The sequence below is a fragment of the Flavobacterium sp. N1736 genome, assembly GCF_025947065.1.
GTDB lineage: Bacteria > Bacteroidota > Bacteroidia > Flavobacteriales > Flavobacteriaceae > Flavobacterium.
This window is the reverse complement of the sequence record NZ_CP109994.1, coordinates 999,486-1,019,383: the sequence shown is the minus strand read 5'-3', so window position 1 is coordinate 1,019,383 and position 19,898 is coordinate 999,486. Positions and strand designations below refer to the sequence as shown.

Genomic DNA, 19,898 nt, shown 5'->3' with positions numbered 1-19,898 from the left:
GATCGTTTTAATTTTTTAATGAATATTCATTTCCGTGATGTACAATTAAATCGATCACTTCTTCAATATCCTGAGGCGTTGTTAACGGATTTAAAAGGGTAAATTTCAGGAATACTTCATTGTAAACTTTTGTGCTTGTGATAATGGCTTTTCCTTCGTTAAAAATCGCTTTACGGATGTAACTATTTACAGCACAATATGATGAGTCAGTTCCGTTAAATGGTGTGTAACGAAATACAACGGCACTTATTTCTGGTTTATGAATGATTTCAAAATCGTCTCTGTGTCGAAGCAAATTGGCTGTAAATTGTGCATTTTCGATTGCTTTTTCCATATATGATCCCAAACCTTTTGTTCCGATCATTCTTAGCGTAAACCACAATTTTAAGGCATCAAAACGGCGTGTTGTCTGGATTGATTTTTTTACCATGTTTGGAATTCCTTCGTCTTCCTGTTCTTTCGAATTTAGATAATCGGCGTGGTATTTTATGTAATCGACGAATGATTTATCTCTCATAAAAAAACCGCTTGAACTCACGGGTTGATAAAAAGTTTTATGATAATCTATTGTTGCTGAGTCTGATAATTCAATTCCGTCCAGTTTATATCTGTGAATATCGCTAATCAATAATCCGCCGCCATAAGCTGCATCTACGTGAAACCACAAGTCGTTTTCGTTTGCCACAGCAGCAATTTCTGCCAATGGATCTATAGAACCAAAATCTGTTGTTCCGGCTGTTCCCACAACTGCGATCGGAATGTTTCCTAAATCTTTTTGCTGTTGTATCACTTTTTTCAAAGCGTTGGTATTCATCTTAAAATCAGGATCTACGGCAACGGGAATTACTGCATTTTGTCCTAAACCTAATAAACTCAGGTTTTTCTTTAGGCTAAAATGACTTACTTCTGAACATAAAACCCTGAATTTTGAAGCTTCCGGCGGTAAACCGTCCATTTTTGGGTCAATTCCGTAATGTTTTTTAATATAATGATCTCTTGCCAAAAGCAATCCCATCATGTTGGATTGTGTTCCTCCGCTGGTAAAAATTCCGTCGGCATTTTTTGGATAACCTAATTTTTCAAGCGTCCAGTCTACCAGTTTTAATTCGATAAAAGTAGCTCCGGTACTTTGATCCCAGGTATCCATAGAGGAATTTAAGGATGATATAAAAGCCTCAGCAACAAGTGCCGGCGTAAGAATTGGGCAGTTAAGATGCGCAATGTATTTTGGATTATGAAAATGAATACAATCGTCGAGATAAATGTCTTTCAATTCGTCTAAAACATAATCCAGGCTTTTGCCTTTTATATTTTCTTCGATATCAATGTTGTCAATTTTCTTTTTAATGATTGAAATACTGGTTCCTGTAAATGGGGTATTCCTTTCTTTTAAGTGATTTCCAATTGCTTTAATGGCTTTTTTCATGCTTTTTCTATAAATCCCAATCGATTTATTATTGTTCGAAAAAACATGCTTATCATGCACATTATCAATTGCAATTTCTTGCTGTAATGCTATTACTTTTTGTGCTTCCATTTGTGGTATTTAATTTAGATTGATTCTAAAGAATAATTTTTAGCAAATGTATATTTGTGAGAAAATTAAATCAATACCACAAAAAAGCGAAAATTGTTTCTATATATGTGGTAGAGAAAATACCTCATATATAGTAGGAAATAAAACATAAATTAGTTTAATGTCATACGAAAATTACATTATTTTTTTCTCTAAAGCATAGAGTATCAGTTCAGAAGTAGTGTGTCTGCCCGTTTTTTTCATGATGTTTTTTCGGTGCGTTCTAAAGGTATGAATGCTTATAAAAAGATCTGATGCAATATTTTTACCATTGTTTCCCTGAGCAATCTGTTTCAGGATTTCGAATTCCCTAATAGTCAGTTTTTGATCGCTGTCTTCAGATGGTAAAACTAAAACATCCATAAGTGCATTTAAGGTTTTGGGACATAAATAGCGTTCACCGTTCTGAATTTTATAAAGGGCATCGAAAATGGTTTGTTCTTCGCAATCTTTTGATATAAAGCCATTTATATTATCTTTTAAAAAACTGTCGAGGGTTTGTTTGTTTTTAAAATAAGAAAGAATAATGATCTTGCAGGACGGATAATTTATTTTTATGAGTTTTAAATCATCATCATAAAATAAAAAAATGTTATTGGGGTCAATAATCAGGCAATCTATATTATTCTTATCCAAACACTTAAATAATTCTTCTCTTGAATTTACGACTTTTAAATTGGGTGTTTTTACCCGTTTTTTAAGCGTATGCCTCAATCCAATTATGTGTAGGTTTTCGGAATCGGCTATAAGGAAATTTTTCATTTATTATTTAGATTAATTCTAAACAAAATTAATAATAAAATTGAATTGGAGAATAACTTATAGTGAAAAAATAGTTATTTTCTTATAATAGCAGGTATAGCAAGAAAAGTCAGAGTGACAATAAGATCTAAACAGATTTTTTAATAAAATTCAAAATATCCTATTATTAAATTATTATAACAAGAAACTTAAAAAATAAACATTAATTTTGTTAGTTAAATCTTACAAATGAATTATCCCAAATACGACTTTACCTCCAGTACTGAAAATATTACATTTGAATTTATCAGTAAAGGAACTAATGGTAATATTGGAAAAGCCATTACCTATCAATGCATAAATGAAGAAATTAAAATATATAATCTTTGCTTTGGTGATAACAAAGGAATAAATAAGGAAACGGGAGAGTTAAATATTGATGATATAGCTGTAAGTAATAATGGTGATTTAGAAAAGATTCTGGCTACAATTGCCAGTTCTGCCTATATTTTTTCTGAAACTTATCCAGATCGTCTTATTTTTTTTAAAGGTAGTACTCCTGCAAGAACAAGATTATACAGAAGAGCGATTTGTAAGGAATTTGACTATATTTCAAAAACATTCGCTATATTTGGTGCAATAAATATCAATGGTAAAATTATCAATGTACCTTTTAATGCATCGGATGATTTTTATGGATTTTATATAAAAGCTAAATGCAATGAAGAAAACTAAGAAGCTTACAGATACTAAAACAGGTGCAAAATACAGTATAGACAAAAAATTAGATAGTGTCAAAACTGTAAAAACAACTTCAAATAAATTAGAAGAATTGAAAACAATGAATTTTCAATTTACGATATAAAAAAACGCCTCAATTGAGGCGTTTTTCATTTATGCATAAAACTTACGCTTTCGCTTTTCTTTTTACTGTACAGCCAATTTCTTTTGTTTCGGTTATTGCCGGTTTTTGATTGTTTATTAATGATGTAATTACATCGTCAACATATTTTGTTCTCAGGTCTTTTGTTCCTTCCGGATCGTTATCGATAGCGCCTGTATATTCTACAACAGTTCCTTTTGCTGTTTTTGAAACTATAAAAAGATGTGGCGTGTGTTTTGCTCCATATTGATCTGTAACGATTTGTCCTTTGTCAAATAAATATGGGAATGCGTATTTTTTCTCTTTCGCCAAATCCTGCATTTTGTCAAAAGTATCTGCTTTTGAAGCTTCAGGATCATTTGGATTAATAGCAATTACGGGATATCCTTGTGGTTTGAATTTATTATCCAAATCGATAATTCTTTGTTCATAAGCTTTTGCATACGGGCATGTATTGCAGGTAAATACCACAATAAAACCTTTTGCTTTTGGGTAACTTTCAAAAGAAATTTCTTTATTGTCTACATTTTTCAGTTTAAAATCCGGTGCAGTTTGTCCGGCTTTTAGTGTTGGAGCTTGTGCCTGAGAAAGAAAGGCACTAAAAATTAATGCAAGTGTGATAAACTTTTTCATGATTATAGTTTTTTATATTCGGTTAATAATTGTTCGTAGGTAAGTTCGCTTTCTATAAATTTTCTTTTATCGTTTTTGATGAATAATGTGGCGGGAATACTTCCTGACCACGACGGATCAATACGATCGATATATTCCTGCGGATTGCTTTCGTTTAACATAAATACCTGATTTCTAAGACCTTTTCTTTTCACAAACGGCACAACGGCAGATGTTAGTTTCGATTTAAAATCAACGCTTACTAATAATACGGCTAGTTTTTCTGATTTATATTCTGAGCCTAGTTTTTCAAAATGCGGTAATTCCTTAATACATGGCGCACACCAGGTTGCCCAAAAATTAACAACGTATGTACTGTCTTTTCCGTTTTTGATTCTTTCCTGAAGCTGATCGATATTAAGCAATTTTACTTGCTGGCTGTAAGATTTTAAGGAGAAAGCCAGAAACAGAAAAACAATAATTTTAAAGACTTTAATTTTTTTCATACAAATGGATTTGGATCTTATTTGTTAAATGTCGATTACAAATATAAAACGAATCCATTTTTAAAAAATGTTAATTCTTGTTAATAGTTTATTTTTTAGAACAAATTCTAATCAGGTTTAAGAATGTCTATTTCAAAGTTTAATTTGTCCGTTTCGACAAAAAATCATTCGCAAATCTTTCTGTTGTAACGCACTTTTGTCCTGTTTAACAACTTAAAATATAAAAATTATGAATTCAAAAACAACAAAAATTATTTATTGGACTGGCGTAGTATTAACTTCTTTATGGTTTGGCGCAAGCGGATTTTTCGAACTTACAACCAATAAAATTGTCTGGGAAATAACGCAGCAACTTGGTTATCCGGCACATTTTATTTACATTCTTGGTGTTGTAAAACTTGCTGGCGTTCTCACTTTATTGATTCCGAATAAACTGCTTCGATTGAAAGAATGGGTATTTACGGGAATTTACTTTGACATCATTTTTGCTTTCTTTTCAAAATTAGCTGTATTAAATTTTGCTGCTGCAACTGATGCTATTATTGCTTTTGTAATGGTAAGTGTTACTTATTTTATGTTTAGAAAATTATATCCTGCAACGTATGTTGTGGCATAAATTTACTTGCTGTTTGTAGTTTTAACACATAGAAACATAGATTTTGTGCGCTTAAAAAAGGCGTTTCACTTATTAAAACACATAGCTCTGTTAATTTTTTTTCACGCAGATTTTTGCAGATTTAAGCAAATTAAATATTAATTATCTGCGCAAATCAGCTTAAATCTTTTTAAAATCTGCGTGAGATAAAAAAATCTAAGAATTGGTCTTAGGCAATTTGTTAATCTTAAAATAAAAAATCATGAAAAAAATTCTCTTAATCATTTTTGCAATTGTTATTTCTGCCTTATTGTTCCTGAGTTGTTTTATGTTTCCGGAAAATGAAATTGCAGTTAAAAATGCCATTGAAAAATTGAAATAGAAAACTGAAACTCTTATCTGTTTTCTAACCAACTTAAAAAAGCTGTTGCTTTTTCTTTTCCTACCAATAATTTTTCTTCGGTAGGAATTGTTAATTTAATAATGAGCTTACGCGAAAAATAATGTTCTGCTTCTCTTATTGCCGAAAAATTAATCAAATATTGTCTGTTGATTCTAAAAAACTGAGTTGCCGACAATAGTTTATGAACTTCGTCTAATGATTGTGTAATTTGATATTCTGTTTTATCAAAAGTCAATATAGTTGGGGTTTCATTTTTGATATAAAACAACGCAATATTCTCTGTTAGAACGGTTTGGTATTTGTTGTTTTTAAAAACCAAAAAACTGCTTTTCCCTTTATTTTCTCCGGTTCTGGTTAATAAATAATCAAAATCGGGCATTGCATTTTTATTTCTTTGGAAAAAATTCTTCAATTCTCCCGCCTTTTTAATCGCCTGCGCAATGCTTTCTCTTGAAAATGGTTTCAGTACATAATCAATTCCGTTTGATTTAAAGGCTTCAATCGCATAATCATCAAAAGCGGTACAAAATATTACGGGTGATAAAACGGTAACACTTTTAAAAATCTCAAAACACAAACCGTCGGCAAGCTGAATATCCATAAAAATAAGATCGGGCTGATCGTTTTCTGAAAGATAACTCACCGCTCCGTCAATACTTTGTATGTACGATAAAATTTGGGCATCCGGTCTGATACTCAATATAAGCTGACCAAGCGCTTTGGCTGTTTTTACTTCATCTTCAATTATTACGATAGTCATAAATCATGGGGATTTTTACTTTAAAAATAGTTTCGGTTTTGTCAATTTCAATTTCTTTGTGAATTAAATGACTAAAACGCTGATTGATATTATCCAGACCAACTCCGGTTGATAATGCGCCTCTTTTTAGCTGAATTGGATTTTCGACTACAAGGAAATCATCTTCAGTATATAATTTAATCTGCAAAGGTTTATCTAATGAAACGACATTGTGTTTGATGCAGTTTTCTATTAATAATTGTAATGTAAAAGGCGGAATTGCTGAGTTGTATTGCTTTTCATCGATTTGGTTTAACATTACAAATCCGTCTTCAAAACGAGCTTTTAGCAGATAAACATACGAATCTAAAATTTGAAGTTCTTCGCGAAGTGAAATTAAGTCTAATTTTCTGCTTTCGAGTGTAAAACGATAAAAATCAGAAAGTTTCAGTATGAAATCAGAACTTTGCGGATCCTGAATATCAACCATTGATTTTAATGTATTGAGGCTGTTGAATAAAAAATGTGGATTTACCTGTTGTTTCAAAAGTTCGTATTGTGCGCCCAGATTTACGGCTTGTGTTCGCTCTAACTCTACTGCAATTTGTTGTGTCTGATAATTTTGAAACAGCAAATGCAGAAACATATAAACGATTAAATTGATTAAAACACCTCGTAATTCAAACATAATAGGTGCGTCCATTTTTGATACCTGAAAAAGTTCCTGATGCGCGATTACCAATATAACCATTACCAGGATTCCCATGATAACACTCAAAAGTAATTTCCAGTTAAATAAACTTTTATTGGTGCGCTGCGCCGTAAATTTTGGCAGGCTGTAAATGTTGTAATACCAAATAAATATCGAAAACATCAGGGTAATCGATGAGTTTATAATGATGTCTGACGGAGTTGAAAAAGCGTCGAATAATTTAGGTATCGAAGCAAGAATTGCCAATGCTACCGAGCTTCCCCATATAACACGCAGCGATACCTGAAAGCGTTTTGCTTTTTCCATTTTTTATTGTTTTTTATCTTGCTTTGCCAAAGATAGAATATTTTAAAAGTATTTTAGTTTCACGCAGATTTGAGCAGATTTAATTTTAATTATCTGTCTAGATCTGCTTAAATCTTTTTTGAATCTGCGTGAAAAAACTTTGCGCTTTTGCGGCTTTGCGAGATTAAAAAATTAAAAAATTGTTTCCCGCAGATTTGGCAGATTTAGCAGATTTTAATTTAATTATCTGTGTAAATCTGCGTGAATCTTTTTGAATCTGCGTGAAAAAACTTTGCGCTTTTGCGGCTTTGCGAGATTAAAAAATTAAAAAATTGTTTCCCGCAGATTTGGCAGATTTAGCAGATTTTAATTTAATTATCTGTGTAAATCTGCGTGAATCTTTTTAAATCTGCGTGAAAAAACTTTGTGCCTTTGTCCCTTTTCCCCTTTGCGCCTTTGCACCTAAAACCTATATTGATGATGATTGAAATACTGCTTTATTCGCTCCTAAAATAGCTCCGGTTTTAAAATCCTGAACAAAACCAATTACTTCAAAATCTTTAGAATTGAAATTTTTAGGCAAATGATACACCGTAAATCCTTTCTTTTTTTTCGATAATGATATTAAATGAAGCTGACGTACAATTTGGTGATGCAATAAAACGCGATGTGCATTTTCGCCTCTTTTTACATTGCTTTTGGCTGATTTTTGAACTATCGCAATCCATAATTGACCATTTTTTGCGATTCCGTCGACATTATAATTTATTTCTACATTGTTATTTACCAGATTTGCCTGTAAAGATAAATCGACAGCTGCCGGTTTTGAAAGTGTTGCTTTAACTGCATTTCTAACTGTAGCTTCCTGAGAGCCAATATAATCTGCTTTTCCGTTTATGATTAATTGTGGTGTATAAATAGGTTCTTTTCCCAAAAATTCAGCATAATCATATTGTCGTTTGGTATATTCGGGATTGCTAAAAATATCTTTCCAGCCTTGTTTGTCCCAATAATCAACATGATACGATAAAACGTATACATTTTTGCCTTCATATTCATTCTGAATTTTTCCCATCAATTCATCTGCGGGCGGACAACTGGAACATCCTTCGGAAGTATATAATTCTAAAAGGGCAAAACTTTTTCTGTCTGTATTATTTTGTGCGAAAGCAGTTATTCCAATAAAAAGAAATAATGTTTTCAAAACAGGTATTAATTTTATTTTTTTCATGATTTTTATATTAATCTGCAAGGGGTTATTTTAGATTTTAGATTATAGATTTTAGACTTTAGATTTTAGACTTTAGATTTTAGATTTTAGATTATTTAAAATTGTAATTGATATTGTAATTGTAATTGATATTGTAATTGATATTGATATTGTAATTGATTTTTGACATTTGCAATTTATTTAGTCACATCGATAATTGCCTGTGCAAATGATTTTGGATCTTCTTGCGGTACATTATGTCCGATTCCTTTTAGAATTCTGTGTTCGTATTTTCCTGTAAATTTGCTGGCGTAGGCTTTTCCATCTGCGAAAGCGCCGTCAAAATCACTTCCAATTGTTATTGTCGGAACTTTAATTGCTGGTCTTTCTGCCAAACGTTTTTCTAAAGAATCATATTTAGATTCTCCTGCTTCAAGTGATTGACGCCATCTGTAGTTGTGAATTACAATTGCCACATGATCCGGATTATTGAACGATTGTGCTGTTTGATCGTAAGTTGCTTTATCGAAATTCCAGATTGGAGAGGCTATTTTCCAGATTAGTTTATTGAATTCGTACGTGTTTTGGCTGTAGCCGATTTTCCCTCTTTCAGTAGCAAAATAATATTGATACCACCAGCCTAATTCTGCTTGCGGAGATAATGGTTTTAGGTTGGCTTCAAGATTTACTACTAAATAACCGCTTACAGAAACCAATCCGTTTAAGCGTTCCGGCCAAAGTGCTGCCATAACAACTGCGGTTCTTGCGCCCCAGTCGAATCCGCCAATAGTTGCTTTTTTAATTTTTAAGGAGTCCATTAAAGCAATAATATCGCTTGCTAATGCGGCTTGCTGACCGTTTCTGAAAGTTGCGTCAGAAAGAAAACGAGTTGTGCCAAAACCTCTTAAATAAGGTGTGATTACCCGATATCCTTTTGCGACCAAAATGGGCACCACTTCATTATAACTGTGAATATCATAAGGCCAGCCGTGCAGCAGGATTATTGCGTTTCCGTTTGCAGGTCCGGCTTCGGTATAACCCACATTTAAAAGTCCTGCATTAATTTGTTTTAATGTTCCAAGTGAACTTTCTGATTGTGCAGACATTTGTGTTATTGTAAAGAAAAATACCGCTATTAAAACTACTTTTGAAAGCAGTAATGACGAAATATTTTTTTTGCGTTGAATATTTATTTTCATAATATATTATATTTAATGTTGTGATTATTAGTGAATTTCTTCGTCAAAAGTATCGCGATTACAGCCCTTGTACAAGGAATAAAAAGTTGAAACGGACGAATTAAAAGCTGAAACGGACAGGCTAAAACCTGAAATTATTTCTTCATAACCAGAATTGGTTTTCCTTTTTCGACAATATAAGTTGCCAGTTCTGACGCTTTTTTATCTGTATTGTTTTTTGCCGAGTGAATTTTTCCGGCAGGAACAAAAAGTACTTCTCCTGCTTTTAAGATTACCGGAGCTTCTCCTTCTATTTCATATTCTAAAGAACCTTCGAGAACATAAATGATTTCTTCACCCGGATGAGAATGTTTTCCAAAAGCGGTGTGAGCATCAAAATCGATACGTGCCTGAACAGTTTCTATTCCTGAAATACTAAGATTGTGTCTTTGTAAATCGGTACGTTTTATTCCGTTTTGTTGTGCCTGTGTATTTGTTGGAATTAGTAATGCAATCAAACCTAAAATTGCAATTGCATAAATGCCGAAGTTTTTACTTGCTTTCATTTTTTATGTTTTAAATTATTGTTTATCAGTTAATTTCTTCGTCAAAAGTATTACGATAACAAGCGATTTAAAATCAGTAAATAGGTTAAGCAGGCAAAGCAGATGTTGAAATGGACATTTTGGAGGGTTGACGATAAACCCGACAGGTTTTAAAAACCTGTCGGGTTTGATATTGCGGGTAAACTTTGTAGATTCAGCGAGTGAGGTTGCTTCGTTCCTCGCAATGACAAATATTGGGGTTTGATGTGAATTTTGAAATTAAGCTTTCAAATCATTGAAATATGCAGAAGTTTCTTCAATTAAAGAATGCATTAATTCCTTGGCTTTTGTGTGTTTCAAAATGGGCGAAATTTGTCCGCCCCAAAATAAGATCATATCCCATTTTTGCTGATCGAGTGCTGCTTTTCGCAATGGTGAAATTAATGTAGTCTGTAGCGGAAATGGCAGAATATTTTCTTCTTTTCCAATCATTTCTCTGGCGATTCGACTGGTTATTCCGCGTCCCAGTCTGCCTGTGTAGGCGCGTGATAATGATGTATATTTTGATGCATCAGAAAATAACATTTCTCTGTGAATTGGTAATGCGTTCGATTCATCGGTGGCAAGAAATGCGGTTCCTATTTGGGCTGCATCGGCGCCTAATGCCAAAGCTGCCGCAACGCCTTTTCCGTTTGCGATTCCGCCTGCGGCTATAATAGGTGTTTTTACTTTTTCTTTAATCAATTGCATTAAAACAAAACTTCCCGTTAAGGATGATTCGGCTGGAGCCAAAAAAGAAGGTCGATGTCCGCCGGCTTCAAAACCTGACGCAATTATCATATCTACTCCGGCATTTTCCAGAAAAATGGCTTCGTCTAAAGTGGTTGCGGCACCAACGGTTACAATTCCTTTTTTGCGGAATTCTTCTAAAACATCTGCCGAAGGCACGCCAAACATAAAACTGAATACTTTTGGGCGAATGTCTAAAATAACGTCTAATTGATTCTCGAATCTGGATTGAAACGGCGCGGGTTTTTCCGGTAACGGAACTCCAACTTCATCAAAATAGGGTTTATATTGTTCTATCGTTTTACGAAATTTTTCATCTGTTAAACCAGTTGGCGGAATATCGTGATCAGAAACCCACAGATTGATATTATACGGTTTATTGGTTGCTGCTTTTATTTGTTTATCAACATCAAAAATTTCCTGCGGACTCATGGTATAAGCGCCGTATCCGCCAAGTCCGCCGGCGTTTGATACTGTTGCGGTCAATTCAACCGAAGATAAATTACCGCCAAACGGTCCCTGCATTATTGGATAATCAATACCTAATAATTTTGTAGCTTTTGTATTGTACCACATTTTTCTCCATTTAAAGTTATTCACTTACATCTGTCAACATTTTATTGACAATCAGCCATTTTCCGTTAATCTTATGGAAAGATAAAAAATCCCGATAATTAAAATCGTACATTTTAACATTAATTTCGGCTACAGCTATTGAATTTACAACACGTATATCCAAAATTTCTCCTTTAAAAGGTTTGCCTGAATCTTTGGGACTTTGTCTGTTTTTTACGCCGTCAAGATATAAATCTGCGGTTTTAAAATAAGGCTGTCCTTTTACATCTCCGTACACTAATGTGCCGGGATAAAAAATGCTTCCCAAAACCGTTTCGTCTCCTTCATAAATGCCTTTGAAATAATTGTTTTCTATGGCATTTTTAATTGCTTCAACTTCTTTCTGATTTTCCATTTTAGTCTTAATTTGTGCTTTTATGCCCTGAAAATTCCAGAGCATAAAAGCAATTAATAAAAAAGTTCTCATTTTAGTTTAAATTGTGTCCGGCACCTTTTCCGCCATCAACATTAATGATTGATCCGGTAATAAAAGTACTTTTTGCAATGGTATAAACCATTTCGGCAACATCATCGATTTCACCTACCCTGTTTACCAAATGCAAACCTGCATTCTGATCGGCTTTATCACCGTGCATTGGTGTGCGAATTACTCCGGGCGCAACGGTATTTACACGAATATTTTGCTTTCCAAATTCTGCCGCTAACTGAATCGTAAGTGCATGAATTGCGCCTTTGCTTGCTACGGGAGCACTTGCCGGCCATCCGCCTAATCCGTGATTTACAAGCGGAGTTCCAATGTTAATTACAACTCCGTCTTGTTGTTTTAGCATTTGCGGAATTACGGATTGTGTTGTAAAATAAGTTCCTTTTAAGTTCGTAGTCAGGAATTTATCAAGATACGCTTCATCAACTTCCAAAAAAGGTTTGCTGTCAAAAATTCCGGCATTATTTACCAGTACATCTACAGAACCAAATTTTTCGATGGCAATTTTCACCAATTGTTCTCCGGTTTGTTTTTTGCTTACATCTCCGGCAAACATTGCCAGATTATCGCCTGCGCCAAACTCGTTATAAGTGCTTTCTAATGAACTTGGTGTTACTGAATTGATGACCACATTATCGCCTCTGTCCAAAAAGTATTTGGCGATTCCTTTTCCAATACCGGAAGCTGCTCCGGTAACGATTATAGTTTGTTTTTTCATGATATTTATTTTTTATCGGCTGTTATGCCTTTTTCTCTTAATACTGATACTTGTTCGCCTGCGTAACCCCAATCGTCTAATTCGATTTCCTGAATGACCACATGTGTTAAATGCGGATCTTTATTCAAAACATCGGTAATTAAATTGGTTATGCCACTTATTAATTCCTGTTTTTGCTCGCGTGTTACTCCTTCGCGGGTCAATTCGATTTTTACGTAAGGCATGGTTTAGTTTTTAGATTGTTGCTTCGGCAGTAATATTAAAATCTAAGTCAAAGTCGTTGTAAATCAACGTATCACCTAAATCTACAAAGAAGTTTCCTGAGCGAAATTTGATATCGTATTTTGTACGGTCAATTACAAGTTTACCTTTAAGTGTCAGGTTTTTGTTATGATTTTCAGACGATGCCTCAAAACCAACAAGATGTGTAATACCTTTTATGGTAAGATTTCCTTCAAGATAAGACGTGTTTTCTGCAATTTCTTTTACTGAAAGAATATCAAAAGATGCAGTAGGAAATTTTTCGCTTGAGAAAAAATCATCCGAAGCAAGATGTCCGGCAAATTGTGCATTTGTTGCAGGATCTGTAACGTCCAGAATTTTTATTGCTGTCGTGTTAATGACAATATTGCCACCTTTTATTTTTCCATCATTAAAGATGAAATTACCTTCATTGATACCAATTGTACCATTATGTGCGCCGGTTACTTTTCTTCCGGTCCAATCGATTTGGCTGTTTGCGCTTACGATTTTAAAATTTGTTGTTTCCATTTTTATTGTATTTAAAAGTACAATACAAAGGAACGGCGACTATAGAAATTGGTTACGTGATGTAGATCACATTCGGATTTTTGGGTGAATTTGTGGTTTTAGTTTCACGCAATAACTGTTTTATTTCACGCAGATTTTATTCTCATTTTTGTCATCCTGACGAAGGAAGGATCCCCGCAAGAAGCTACACAAAGTTAATTTTGCATGTCGAGTTACTCGCGAAGATCCTTCCTTCGTCAGGATGACAAACTACACGAAAACTAGAAAAATCCTTTAATCTTTTTAATCTGTGGCTAAAAAAATCAAGAATTATAAAGCCTGCTCAGGGTTTCTCTTGAAACGCCCAGATAAGCGGCAATTAAATGTTTGGGAACAAGATTGTAAAGTTGTGGATATAACGCCAAAAGTTCTTCGTAGCGTTTTTTGGTATTATTATTCATGAAAGATAAAAGTCGTTTTTGAGAAGCGACATATCCTTTATTGGTTCGCCAACGGAAAAAGTGTTCTATTTGATGAAATTCGGCACACAGTTTTTCGCGATCAGTACTGGAAAGACAAAGCACTTCAACATCACTTATGCAGTCAATATTTATGGTTGCTTTTGTCTGGCTGTATAAAGCATCATAATCTGATGTCCACCAGGTAGGCATCGAAAATTGCAGTATATACATTTTAATTTCATCGTTGATAAAAAAAGCCTTCAAACAACCCGAAATCACAAAATACTCGCAATCCACTTTATCGCCTGCACTTATAATAGTTTGCCCTTTTTTAAAAGACTGCGATTTAAAATGCGAAAAGAAATAGTCGAATTGTTCATCGGTTAATGAAGCGTTTTTGGAGATATGCTGTTTTAGGAGTTCTTTGGAGTTCATGAAAAAAAAGGTTCAGAGGTTCAGAGCAACAAAGGTACAAAGGTTTTTTTGAGAAAGGTGCAAAGCTGCAAAGGTTCATAGGAACAAAGACAGTAGGCAAAAACTTAGAACCTTATTAACTTTAAAAAAAACTTTGCAGCTTTGAGCCTTTGCTACTTTGAACCTCTGTCCCTTTGAACCTTAATTAAGAACCATTCCCCCATCCATAATAAAATTGGCTCCGGTGATGAATTTTGAGGCGTCGCTGCTTAGATGCGAAACCATTTTGGCAACGTCTTCTGAAGTTCCCATTTGTTTTAGGGGAATTTTGTCTACCACAGCTTCCATAATTGTTTTAAGGGTTTCAGCGTCCAGACCTGCTTTTTTCATTACTTCGGTTTCTGTTGGTCCGGGACTAATCGAATTTACTCTGATTCTTCTTGGCGCTAATTCTAAAGATGCAATTTTCATAACAGAATTAAGTGCCGCTTTACCAGACGAATAAACAGATGATCCTGCGTAACTCATACTTGCCGTATTTGAAGATAGAAATACAACTGACGCGCCGTCTTTTAAAATTGGAATAAATTTGCTTAAAGTAAAATACGCGCCTCTAAAATTGATATTCATAATACTGTCAAATAAAGCTTCGGTAGTTTGTTCGATAGTTCCTAATCCAGTGATTCCGGCATTGATAAACAAAATATCAACCTGGCCAAAATCTTGTTTCACTTTTGCAACCAGATTTTCTGTATCGGCAACATTTGACTGATCTGAAACGATAGCAGTAACGCCTAATTGTGAAGCGGCGGTTTCGATGGCTTCTTTTCTTCTTCCGGTAATAATAACCGTTGCGCCCTGCTCTTTTAATTGTTTTGCTGTTGCGTAACCAATACCGCTGTTTCCGCCTGTGATTACGGCAACTTTATTTTTTAAATTGTCCATTTTTATATGTTTTAAATTAACGGGACAAAGTTAAATTCAAATGTATATTGCTTTTTTGGAGGTATCATTGAGTATACTGAAATTGTTTTTTTTAAGGTGCAAAGGGACAGAGGTTCATAGGGACAGAGGTTTGAAGGTTTAATTAATTAGTTACGAAACTATGTGAATGATATAAATTTAAATACAACAAGACTTAAAAAAATATATCTTTACTTATATCACTTATGTGTTTTTAAAAGAAATAAAATGTTTTTTATACCTTAGTAAAAAATAATATTTCATGGCTAGAAATCAGAAAGAAGAGTTTCAGGCGCTTCAGGATACTATATATGTTTTGGGTGGAAAATGGAAATTGCCTATCATTAATTCGATCTGCAATGGCAATACCCGATTTACAGAAATTATGCAAAGTATTCCGGGCATAACTTCACGAATGCTTTCGAAAGAACTGAAAGATATGGAGTTGAATAATCTTGTAAAAAGAACGGAAGACCGTGATGCAAAAGTGCCTATACTTTATGAATCGACTGAGTATTGTCAATCTTTTGGACCAATTATAATGGAGATGATTAATTGGGGAATTGCACACCGAAATCATATTAAAAATAGAGAAACAAAAGCTGCTGCTAAAAATTAAATTTCTACTTCAATCCTCTTCAAATTAAAAAAATTGATAAAAAAGGATTATTTATTATACCGATTGGTATATATTTGCACTGTTATTTCATTTCAATTATGAGTAAAGCCGAAAAAACCAAGCAATATATCATCGAAAAAACTGCACCTATTTTTAATAAAAAAGGATACAGCGGAACTTCTATGAGCGATATTACTGAGGCTACGGGACTTACAAAAGGAAGTATTTACGGCAATTTTGAAAATAAAGATGAAGTGGCAATTGCTGTTTTTAAATACAATATCAAAAAACTTCAGGATACTTTTGCCAATGAAATTGATAAGCAAAAAACATTCAAAGACAAATTATTAGTTTATCCGCGTTTGTATTCTCATTATTATGATTTAAGGGTTACAAGCGGTGGATGTCCAATTTTGAATACGGCCACAGAAGCTGACGACACACACCAAATACTGAGAAAAAATGTAGAAAGGGCTATTCTTTGGTGGAAAGAAAAAATAATGTATTTTATCGAACAAGGCATTGCTGCGGGCGAATTTAAAGCCAAATCTATTGACGTTGAACGAACTGCCTTAACTTTTATAGCCATAATTGAAGGCGCGGTTATGATTGCAAAAGTTACCGGAGATTTAAGCATTTTATCTACGATCATGATCTCATTAAATAAAATCATAAACGACTTAGAATAACTCTTTTTTTATTCAAAAATATACCGATCAGTATGAAAATAGTTAAAAGTTAAAAGTTAGATGTTAGATGTTAGATGTTAGATGTTAGATGTTAGATGTTAGATGTTAGATGTTAGATGTTAGATGTTAGATGTCAAAAGCAAAATAAACTCAATTCACATTTTCAATTCACAACTCACAATTCACAACTCACAATTCACAATTCACAACTCACAACTCACAATTTACAATTCATATTTTACAATTCACATTTTACAACTCACAACTCACAATTTACAATTCAAAAATAATGGAACGAAAAACAAGATTACAAGTATTACAAGATCACCTTGACAGGGAATTTACAGCTTCGCCCTCGCCTTTTATGTTGTGGATGAAACCAATTGTTGTGGTTGCAGAACCCGGAACAGTTACTTTTAAATATGTTGTAAGGGAAGAAATGTCGAACCCGATTAAATCATTACACGGTGGTGTTACCGCTGCAATTGCCGACGATTGTATTGGTGCGACTTTATTTTCATTGGATGAAGAACATTTTTATACCACGATAAACCTGAATGTTGATTATTTTGCTCCCGCTCATGTAGGCGATACGATATTTGCCAAAACATTAATTATTAAAAAAGGAAGACAATTTATTAATGCACAATGCGAAATCTGGAACGAAGCCGAAACCAGATTAATTGCCCGCGCCTATTCAAATCTTTATAAAACCAATGTGGTAAAAAAGGTTTTATCATCTGATAAATAAACTTTTGCCTATTGATCTACACATAGAAACATATAGTTTCTCAAGCATAGGTATGTTTATTAATACTAGTGAAACGACTTTTTGCTTTTTATAAAATCTATATTTCTATGTGTTTGGAAATTATACAACATATCAAACAATTTTTTTGAACTAAAATATACCGATTGGTATAAAATATAACATGAGTGAATTAAACCGAAAACTACTGATTTTTACCGTAATCTTAGCCGCCATTATGGAGCTAATTGATATATCGATTGTAAATGTGGCGCTGTATCATATGAGCGGAAATCTTGGCGCAACGCTCGAAGATACTTCCTGGGTTATCACCGCTTATGCAATTGCCAATGTGATTATTATTCCGATTACGAGTTTTTTGAGCGCGACTCTCGGTCGACGTAATTATTATATTGGTTCGATTATCTTGTTTACTTTCTGTTCGTTTATGTGCGGACATGCTTCGAATATCTGGATGCTGGTGTTTTTCAGATTTTTTCAGGGCATTGGCGGCGGCGCTTTATTGTCTATATCTCAAGTTATTGTTTTTGAGCTATTTCCGAAAGACAAACAATCGACAGCAGGCGCTTTGTTTGGTGCAGGAATTTTTATTGGTCCCACAATTGGACCAACACTTGGTGGTTATATTACGGAGAATTACGATTGGCCGTGGATATTTTTAATCAATATTCCAATTGGAATTTTGGTAGCGATCTCATGTTATTTTCTGCTGAAAGAACCGCCCGTTAAACCTGAAAAAGCAAAAGTTGACTGGACAGGAATTGCTTTACTTGCCATAGGTGTTGGCGCTTTGCAAACGGTTCTGGAAAGAGGCGAAGTCGAAGATTGGTTTGAAACCCGATATATTATTATTTTAACTGTGATCGCTGTAACCACATTATTACTATTCATTTATTGGGAATTGCAAGTCGAAAAACCCGTTGTAAATCTCAGGGTTCTTAAAAGTAAAACGCTAAGTATTGCGGCTATTTTAACTTTCGTAACCGGTTTTGGAATGTTTATTTCTATTTATATAAGTCCCGTTGTGGCGCAGCGTTTGTTGAGTTTTTCACCGTATCAAACAGGTTTGTTGTTGCTTCCGGGAGCTTTATTTGCACTTGTAGCCTTAAAACTCTGCGGGACTTTATTACAAAAAGGCGTTTCTCCGGTTATTATTATTGCAGCAGGATTTCTATTGTTTATTTATTTTAACTGGCGAATGTCAGGCATAACCTTAAATACAAGTGCGTTTGAAATTTCGACAGCGCTTATTTTTAGGGCTTTGGGAATGGCTTTGCTTACGGTTCCGCTAACGATGCTCGCCGTTTCGTCTCTGGATGATAAAGATGTTGGTCAGGGAGCGGCTCTAAATAATATGATGCGACAATTGGGAGGTTCTTTTGGCGTATCGATTATCAATACGTACATCGCGCACCGTTTTGCCGCACACCGAAATGTACTAATTGCAAATGTTACGCCAGATAATGTAAAAGCTATGGACAGAATTAATGCATATATAAACTATTTTCAACATAAAGGTTTTGCATATAACGATGCCCGAAGTAAAGCTCTAAAACTCATGGAAGGCGTTGTTACCAAACAATCATCGCTATTAAGTTACAGAGATGCGTTTGTTCTTGTGGGTTTGTTTTTTGCTTTGTCTTTGCCCCTATTATTATTGGTAATGAACAAATCTAAAAAGCCAAAAACAAATATGATACTTTCTGATCATTAGTATTTTTTCTTGCCACAGATTAAAAAGATTATTTATTATACTGCTTTTGTAATCTCGCAAAGTCGCTAAGTCGCAACACAGATTTAAAAAAGATTTAAGCAGATTTATAAATTAAAAATCTGCGTAAATCTGCGTAATCTGCGAGAAAAAAATCCTTTTTATCTGCGAAATCTGTGGCAAAAACTCTCTTCATAAAGAATCTATTTTCCATACAAATCATAAATAAATCATAATAAATTTGCATATATGACCAATCGGTCATATATTTGTACTGTAAAATTAAAACACCTAATAAAAGCTATCATGGCAAAGGGAGAAGAAACCAGACAATTTATCATAGAGAAAGCTGCCCCAATTTTTAACACAAAAGGGATTGCTGCAACAGCTATGAGCGATATTATGGAGGCCACCAAACTCTCTAAAGGAAGCATGTATGTTCATTTTGAAAATAAAGAAGTACTTGCCTGGGCTGCGGTAGATCATAATATGAAAGTATTGGGCGATAGACTTTTGTCTGAAATTAGCAAAGCCAAAACAGCAAAAGAGGAATTATTTACCTATATCAGTTTCTTTAGCAATGCTATAAATCCGCCACTTACCGGAGGTTGTCCGTTATTGAATTTTGGAACTGAAGCTGATGATACTAACCCAATTGTAAAAGAAAAAATAAACAAAGGCTGTAACGCTAATCAACAACTTTTAGCGAGCAGTATTAATAAAGGAATTGCCAACGGCGAATTTAAACCGGACTGGAACGCAGACGATTTTGCAACTGTAATGTTTGCGATGATGGAAGGCGGACATTTAATTTCAAGAATGTCAGGTAATAACGAAAAAATGAAAGTGATCACCAAAACCCTAAAATCTATGATTGAAGAAAAGTGCTTATAACTTTTTTTTTATCAAAAACATGACCGAACGGTCATGTTTAAGTATCAATGACAATGGCAAAAAACAAATATCAATA

General features: G+C 34.0%; 24 protein-coding genes. 8 read left to right on the top strand and 16 right to left on the bottom strand.

Annotated features, from left to right (window positions below):
- Window positions 1–7 precede the first annotated feature (7 nt).
- Together OLM54_RS04435 and OLM54_RS04430 are read right to left on the bottom strand one after the other, a co-directional pair.
- The gene (locus OLM54_RS04435; RefSeq protein WP_264537394.1) at window positions 8–1,537 is read right to left on the bottom strand and encodes a pyridoxal phosphate-dependent decarboxylase family protein; all 1,530 of its coding nucleotides are present in this window, start codon (window positions 1,535–1,537) and stop codon (window positions 8–10) included.
- A 174-nt stretch (window positions 1,538–1,711) separates the two neighbouring features.
- Complete coding sequence (locus OLM54_RS04430) at window positions 1,712–2,338, bottom strand: LuxR C-terminal-related transcriptional regulator (protein ID WP_264537393.1); 627 nt, start codon at window positions 2,336–2,338, stop codon at window positions 1,712–1,714.
- A 228-nt stretch (window positions 2,339–2,566) separates the two neighbouring features.
- On the opposite strand from OLM54_RS04430, the gene OLM54_RS04425 reads away from it, so the two are divergent.
- Together OLM54_RS04425 and OLM54_RS04420 are read left to right on the top strand one after the other, a co-directional pair.
- A complete protein-coding gene (locus tag OLM54_RS04425; protein ID WP_264537392.1) occupies window positions 2,567–3,052 on the top strand; it encodes a DUF6934 family protein in 486 nt (161 codons plus the stop codon).
- Window positions 3,039–3,182: a hypothetical protein gene (locus OLM54_RS04420; RefSeq protein ID WP_264537391.1), complete on the top strand. Its 144-nt coding sequence runs from the start codon at window positions 3,039–3,041 to the stop codon at window positions 3,180–3,182. The genes OLM54_RS04425 and OLM54_RS04420 overlap by 14 nt, the downstream gene beginning before the upstream one ends.
- A 42-nt stretch (window positions 3,183–3,224) precedes the next feature.
- Here OLM54_RS04420 and OLM54_RS04415 read toward each other — a convergent pair whose 3' ends face one another.
- Window positions 3,225–3,833, bottom strand: coding sequence for a thioredoxin family protein (locus OLM54_RS04415; RefSeq protein ID WP_264537390.1), 609 nt, complete (start codon window positions 3,831–3,833; stop codon window positions 3,225–3,227).
- 2 nt (window positions 3,834–3,835) lie between these two features.
- Window positions 3,836–4,318 (bottom strand): TlpA family protein disulfide reductase, encoded by a 483-nt coding sequence (locus OLM54_RS04410; protein WP_264537389.1) that lies wholly within the window; start codon window positions 4,316–4,318, stop codon window positions 3,836–3,838.
- A gap of 229 nt (window positions 4,319–4,547) precedes the next feature.
- On the opposite strand from OLM54_RS04410, the gene OLM54_RS04405 reads away from it, so the two are divergent.
- Window positions 4,548–4,934 carry a DoxX family protein gene (locus tag OLM54_RS04405; protein ID WP_264537388.1) on the top strand — a complete coding sequence of 129 codons (387 nt, stop codon included), beginning with the start codon at window positions 4,548–4,550 and terminating at the stop codon, window positions 4,932–4,934.
- A 374-nt stretch (window positions 4,935–5,308) separates the two neighbouring features.
- Here OLM54_RS04405 and OLM54_RS04400 read toward each other — a convergent pair whose 3' ends face one another.
- The 12 genes from OLM54_RS04400 to OLM54_RS04345 form a co-directional block, all read right to left on the bottom strand.
- Window positions 5,309–6,076, bottom strand: a complete 768-nt coding sequence (locus OLM54_RS04400; RefSeq protein ID WP_264537387.1) for a LytR/AlgR family response regulator transcription factor — start codon at window positions 6,074–6,076, stop codon at window positions 5,309–5,311.
- Window positions 6,057–7,073, bottom strand: coding sequence for a sensor histidine kinase (locus tag OLM54_RS04395; RefSeq protein WP_264537386.1), 1,017 nt, complete (start codon window positions 7,071–7,073; stop codon window positions 6,057–6,059). Before OLM54_RS04395 ends, OLM54_RS04400 begins: the two co-directional genes overlap by 20 nt.
- Window positions 7,074–7,521: 448 nt before the next feature.
- Entirely contained in the window at window positions 7,522–8,283 is a 762-nt protein-coding gene (locus OLM54_RS04390) for a DUF1223 domain-containing protein (RefSeq protein ID WP_264537385.1), read from the bottom strand.
- A 176-nt stretch (window positions 8,284–8,459) separates the two neighbouring features.
- Window positions 8,460–9,461: an alpha/beta fold hydrolase gene (locus OLM54_RS04385; RefSeq protein WP_264537384.1), complete on the bottom strand. Its 1,002-nt coding sequence runs from the start codon at window positions 9,459–9,461 to the stop codon at window positions 8,460–8,462.
- A 134-nt stretch (window positions 9,462–9,595) separates the two neighbouring features.
- A complete protein-coding gene (locus OLM54_RS04380) occupies window positions 9,596–10,006 on the bottom strand; it encodes a cupin domain-containing protein (RefSeq protein WP_264537383.1) in 411 nt (136 codons plus the stop codon).
- A gap of 258 nt (window positions 10,007–10,264) precedes the next feature.
- Window positions 10,265–11,350, bottom strand: coding sequence for an NAD(P)H-dependent flavin oxidoreductase (locus tag OLM54_RS04375; RefSeq protein WP_264537382.1), 1,086 nt, complete (start codon window positions 11,348–11,350; stop codon window positions 10,265–10,267).
- 16 nt (window positions 11,351–11,366) lie between these two features.
- Window positions 11,367–11,816 carry a nuclear transport factor 2 family protein gene (locus OLM54_RS04370; protein WP_264537381.1) on the bottom strand — a complete coding sequence of 150 codons (450 nt, stop codon included), beginning with the start codon at window positions 11,814–11,816 and terminating at the stop codon, window positions 11,367–11,369.
- A gap of 1 nt (window position 11,817) precedes the next feature.
- Window positions 11,818–12,552, bottom strand: a complete 735-nt coding sequence (locus OLM54_RS04365; protein ID WP_264537380.1) for an SDR family NAD(P)-dependent oxidoreductase — start codon at window positions 12,550–12,552, stop codon at window positions 11,818–11,820.
- A gap of 5 nt (window positions 12,553–12,557) precedes the next feature.
- Entirely contained in the window at window positions 12,558–12,776 is a 219-nt protein-coding gene (locus OLM54_RS04360) for a tautomerase family protein (RefSeq protein WP_042564553.1), read from the bottom strand.
- Between the two features lie 10 nt (window positions 12,777–12,786).
- A complete protein-coding gene (locus OLM54_RS04355; RefSeq protein WP_264537379.1) occupies window positions 12,787–13,323 on the bottom strand; it encodes a YceI family protein in 537 nt (178 codons plus the stop codon).
- A 302-nt stretch (window positions 13,324–13,625) separates the two neighbouring features.
- Window positions 13,626–14,198: a Crp/Fnr family transcriptional regulator gene (locus OLM54_RS04350; protein WP_264537378.1), complete on the bottom strand. Its 573-nt coding sequence runs from the start codon at window positions 14,196–14,198 to the stop codon at window positions 13,626–13,628.
- Window positions 14,199–14,378: 180 nt separating this feature from the next.
- Complete coding sequence (locus OLM54_RS04345) at window positions 14,379–15,122, bottom strand: SDR family oxidoreductase (RefSeq protein WP_264537377.1); 744 nt, start codon at window positions 15,120–15,122, stop codon at window positions 14,379–14,381.
- A 280-nt stretch (window positions 15,123–15,402) separates the two neighbouring features.
- On the opposite strand from OLM54_RS04345, the gene OLM54_RS04340 reads away from it, so the two are divergent.
- The 5 genes from OLM54_RS04340 (at window position 15,403) to OLM54_RS04320 (ending at window position 19,822) form a co-directional block, all read left to right on the top strand.
- Window positions 15,403–15,759, top strand: coding sequence for a winged helix-turn-helix transcriptional regulator (locus OLM54_RS04340; protein WP_264537376.1), 357 nt, complete (start codon window positions 15,403–15,405; stop codon window positions 15,757–15,759).
- Window positions 15,760–15,857: 98 nt separating this feature from the next.
- Window positions 15,858–16,448, top strand: coding sequence for a TetR/AcrR family transcriptional regulator (locus OLM54_RS04335; RefSeq protein ID WP_264537375.1), 591 nt, complete (start codon window positions 15,858–15,860; stop codon window positions 16,446–16,448).
- A gap of 289 nt (window positions 16,449–16,737) precedes the next feature.
- Window positions 16,738–17,199: a PaaI family thioesterase gene (locus tag OLM54_RS04330; protein ID WP_264537374.1), complete on the top strand. Its 462-nt coding sequence runs from the start codon at window positions 16,738–16,740 to the stop codon at window positions 17,197–17,199.
- Between the two features lie 181 nt (window positions 17,200–17,380).
- Window positions 17,381–18,931 (top strand): DHA2 family efflux MFS transporter permease subunit, encoded by a 1,551-nt coding sequence (locus tag OLM54_RS04325; protein WP_264537373.1) that lies wholly within the window; start codon window positions 17,381–17,383, stop codon window positions 18,929–18,931.
- A gap of 303 nt (window positions 18,932–19,234) precedes the next feature.
- Window positions 19,235–19,822 carry a TetR/AcrR family transcriptional regulator gene (locus OLM54_RS04320; RefSeq protein WP_264537372.1) on the top strand — a complete coding sequence of 196 codons (588 nt, stop codon included), beginning with the start codon at window positions 19,235–19,237 and terminating at the stop codon, window positions 19,820–19,822.
- Window positions 19,823–19,898: the final 76 nt, after the last annotated feature.

Excerpts from the sequence above, each read along its gene's own strand:
- OLM54_RS04435 (WP_264537394.1), bottom strand. The coding sequence starts at position 1,537 with ATGGAAGCACAAAAAGTAATAGCATTACAGCAAGAAATTGCAATTGAT.
- OLM54_RS04410 (WP_264537389.1), bottom strand. The coding sequence starts at position 4,318 with ATGAAAAAAATTAAAGTCTTTAAAATTATTGTTTTTCTGTTTCTGGCT.
- OLM54_RS04370 (WP_264537381.1), bottom strand. The coding sequence starts at position 11,816 with ATGAGAACTTTTTTATTAATTGCTTTTATGCTCTGGAATTTTCAGGGC.
- OLM54_RS04380 (WP_264537383.1), bottom strand. The coding sequence starts at position 10,006 with ATGAAAGCAAGTAAAAACTTCGGCATTTATGCAATTGCAATTTTAGGT.
- OLM54_RS04330 (WP_264537374.1), top strand. The coding sequence starts at position 16,738 with ATGGAACGAAAAACAAGATTACAAGTATTACAAGATCACCTTGACAGG.
- OLM54_RS04390 (WP_264537385.1), bottom strand. The coding sequence starts at position 8,283 with ATGAAAAAAATAAAATTAATACCTGTTTTGAAAACATTATTTCTTTTT.
- OLM54_RS04340 (WP_264537376.1), top strand. The coding sequence starts at position 15,403 with ATGGCTAGAAATCAGAAAGAAGAGTTTCAGGCGCTTCAGGATACTATA.
- OLM54_RS04355 (WP_264537379.1), bottom strand. The coding sequence starts at position 13,323 with ATGGAAACAACAAATTTTAAAATCGTAAGCGCAAACAGCCAAATCGAT.
- OLM54_RS04430 (WP_264537393.1), bottom strand. The coding sequence starts at position 2,338 with ATGAAAAATTTCCTTATAGCCGATTCCGAAAACCTACACATAATTGGA.
- OLM54_RS04420 (WP_264537391.1), top strand. The coding sequence starts at position 3,039 with ATGAAGAAAACTAAGAAGCTTACAGATACTAAAACAGGTGCAAAATAC.
- OLM54_RS04345 (WP_264537377.1), bottom strand. The coding sequence starts at position 15,122 with ATGGACAATTTAAAAAATAAAGTTGCCGTAATCACAGGCGGAAACAGC.
- OLM54_RS04425 (WP_264537392.1), top strand. The coding sequence starts at position 2,567 with ATGAATTATCCCAAATACGACTTTACCTCCAGTACTGAAAATATTACA.
- OLM54_RS04385 (WP_264537384.1), bottom strand. The coding sequence starts at position 9,461 with ATGAAAATAAATATTCAACGCAAAAAAAATATTTCGTCATTACTGCTT.
- OLM54_RS04395 (WP_264537386.1), bottom strand. The coding sequence starts at position 7,073 with ATGGAAAAAGCAAAACGCTTTCAGGTATCGCTGCGTGTTATATGGGGA.
- OLM54_RS04400 (WP_264537387.1), bottom strand. The coding sequence starts at position 6,076 with ATGACTATCGTAATAATTGAAGATGAAGTAAAAACAGCCAAAGCGCTT.
- OLM54_RS04375 (WP_264537382.1), bottom strand. The coding sequence starts at position 11,350 with ATGTGGTACAATACAAAAGCTACAAAATTATTAGGTATTGATTATCCA.
- OLM54_RS04350 (WP_264537378.1), bottom strand. The coding sequence starts at position 14,198 with ATGAACTCCAAAGAACTCCTAAAACAGCATATCTCCAAAAACGCTTCA.
- OLM54_RS04335 (WP_264537375.1), top strand. The coding sequence starts at position 15,858 with ATGAGTAAAGCCGAAAAAACCAAGCAATATATCATCGAAAAAACTGCA.
- OLM54_RS04415 (WP_264537390.1), bottom strand. The coding sequence starts at position 3,833 with ATGAAAAAGTTTATCACACTTGCATTAATTTTTAGTGCCTTTCTTTCT.
- OLM54_RS04320 (WP_264537372.1), top strand. The coding sequence starts at position 19,235 with ATGGCAAAGGGAGAAGAAACCAGACAATTTATCATAGAGAAAGCTGCC.
- OLM54_RS04365 (WP_264537380.1), bottom strand. The coding sequence starts at position 12,552 with ATGAAAAAACAAACTATAATCGTTACCGGAGCAGCTTCCGGTATTGGA.
- OLM54_RS04405 (WP_264537388.1), top strand. The coding sequence starts at position 4,548 with ATGAATTCAAAAACAACAAAAATTATTTATTGGACTGGCGTAGTATTA.
- OLM54_RS04325 (WP_264537373.1), top strand. The coding sequence starts at position 17,381 with ATGAGTGAATTAAACCGAAAACTACTGATTTTTACCGTAATCTTAGCC.
- OLM54_RS04360 (WP_042564553.1), bottom strand. The coding sequence starts at position 12,776 with ATGCCTTACGTAAAAATCGAATTGACCCGCGAAGGAGTAACACGCGAG.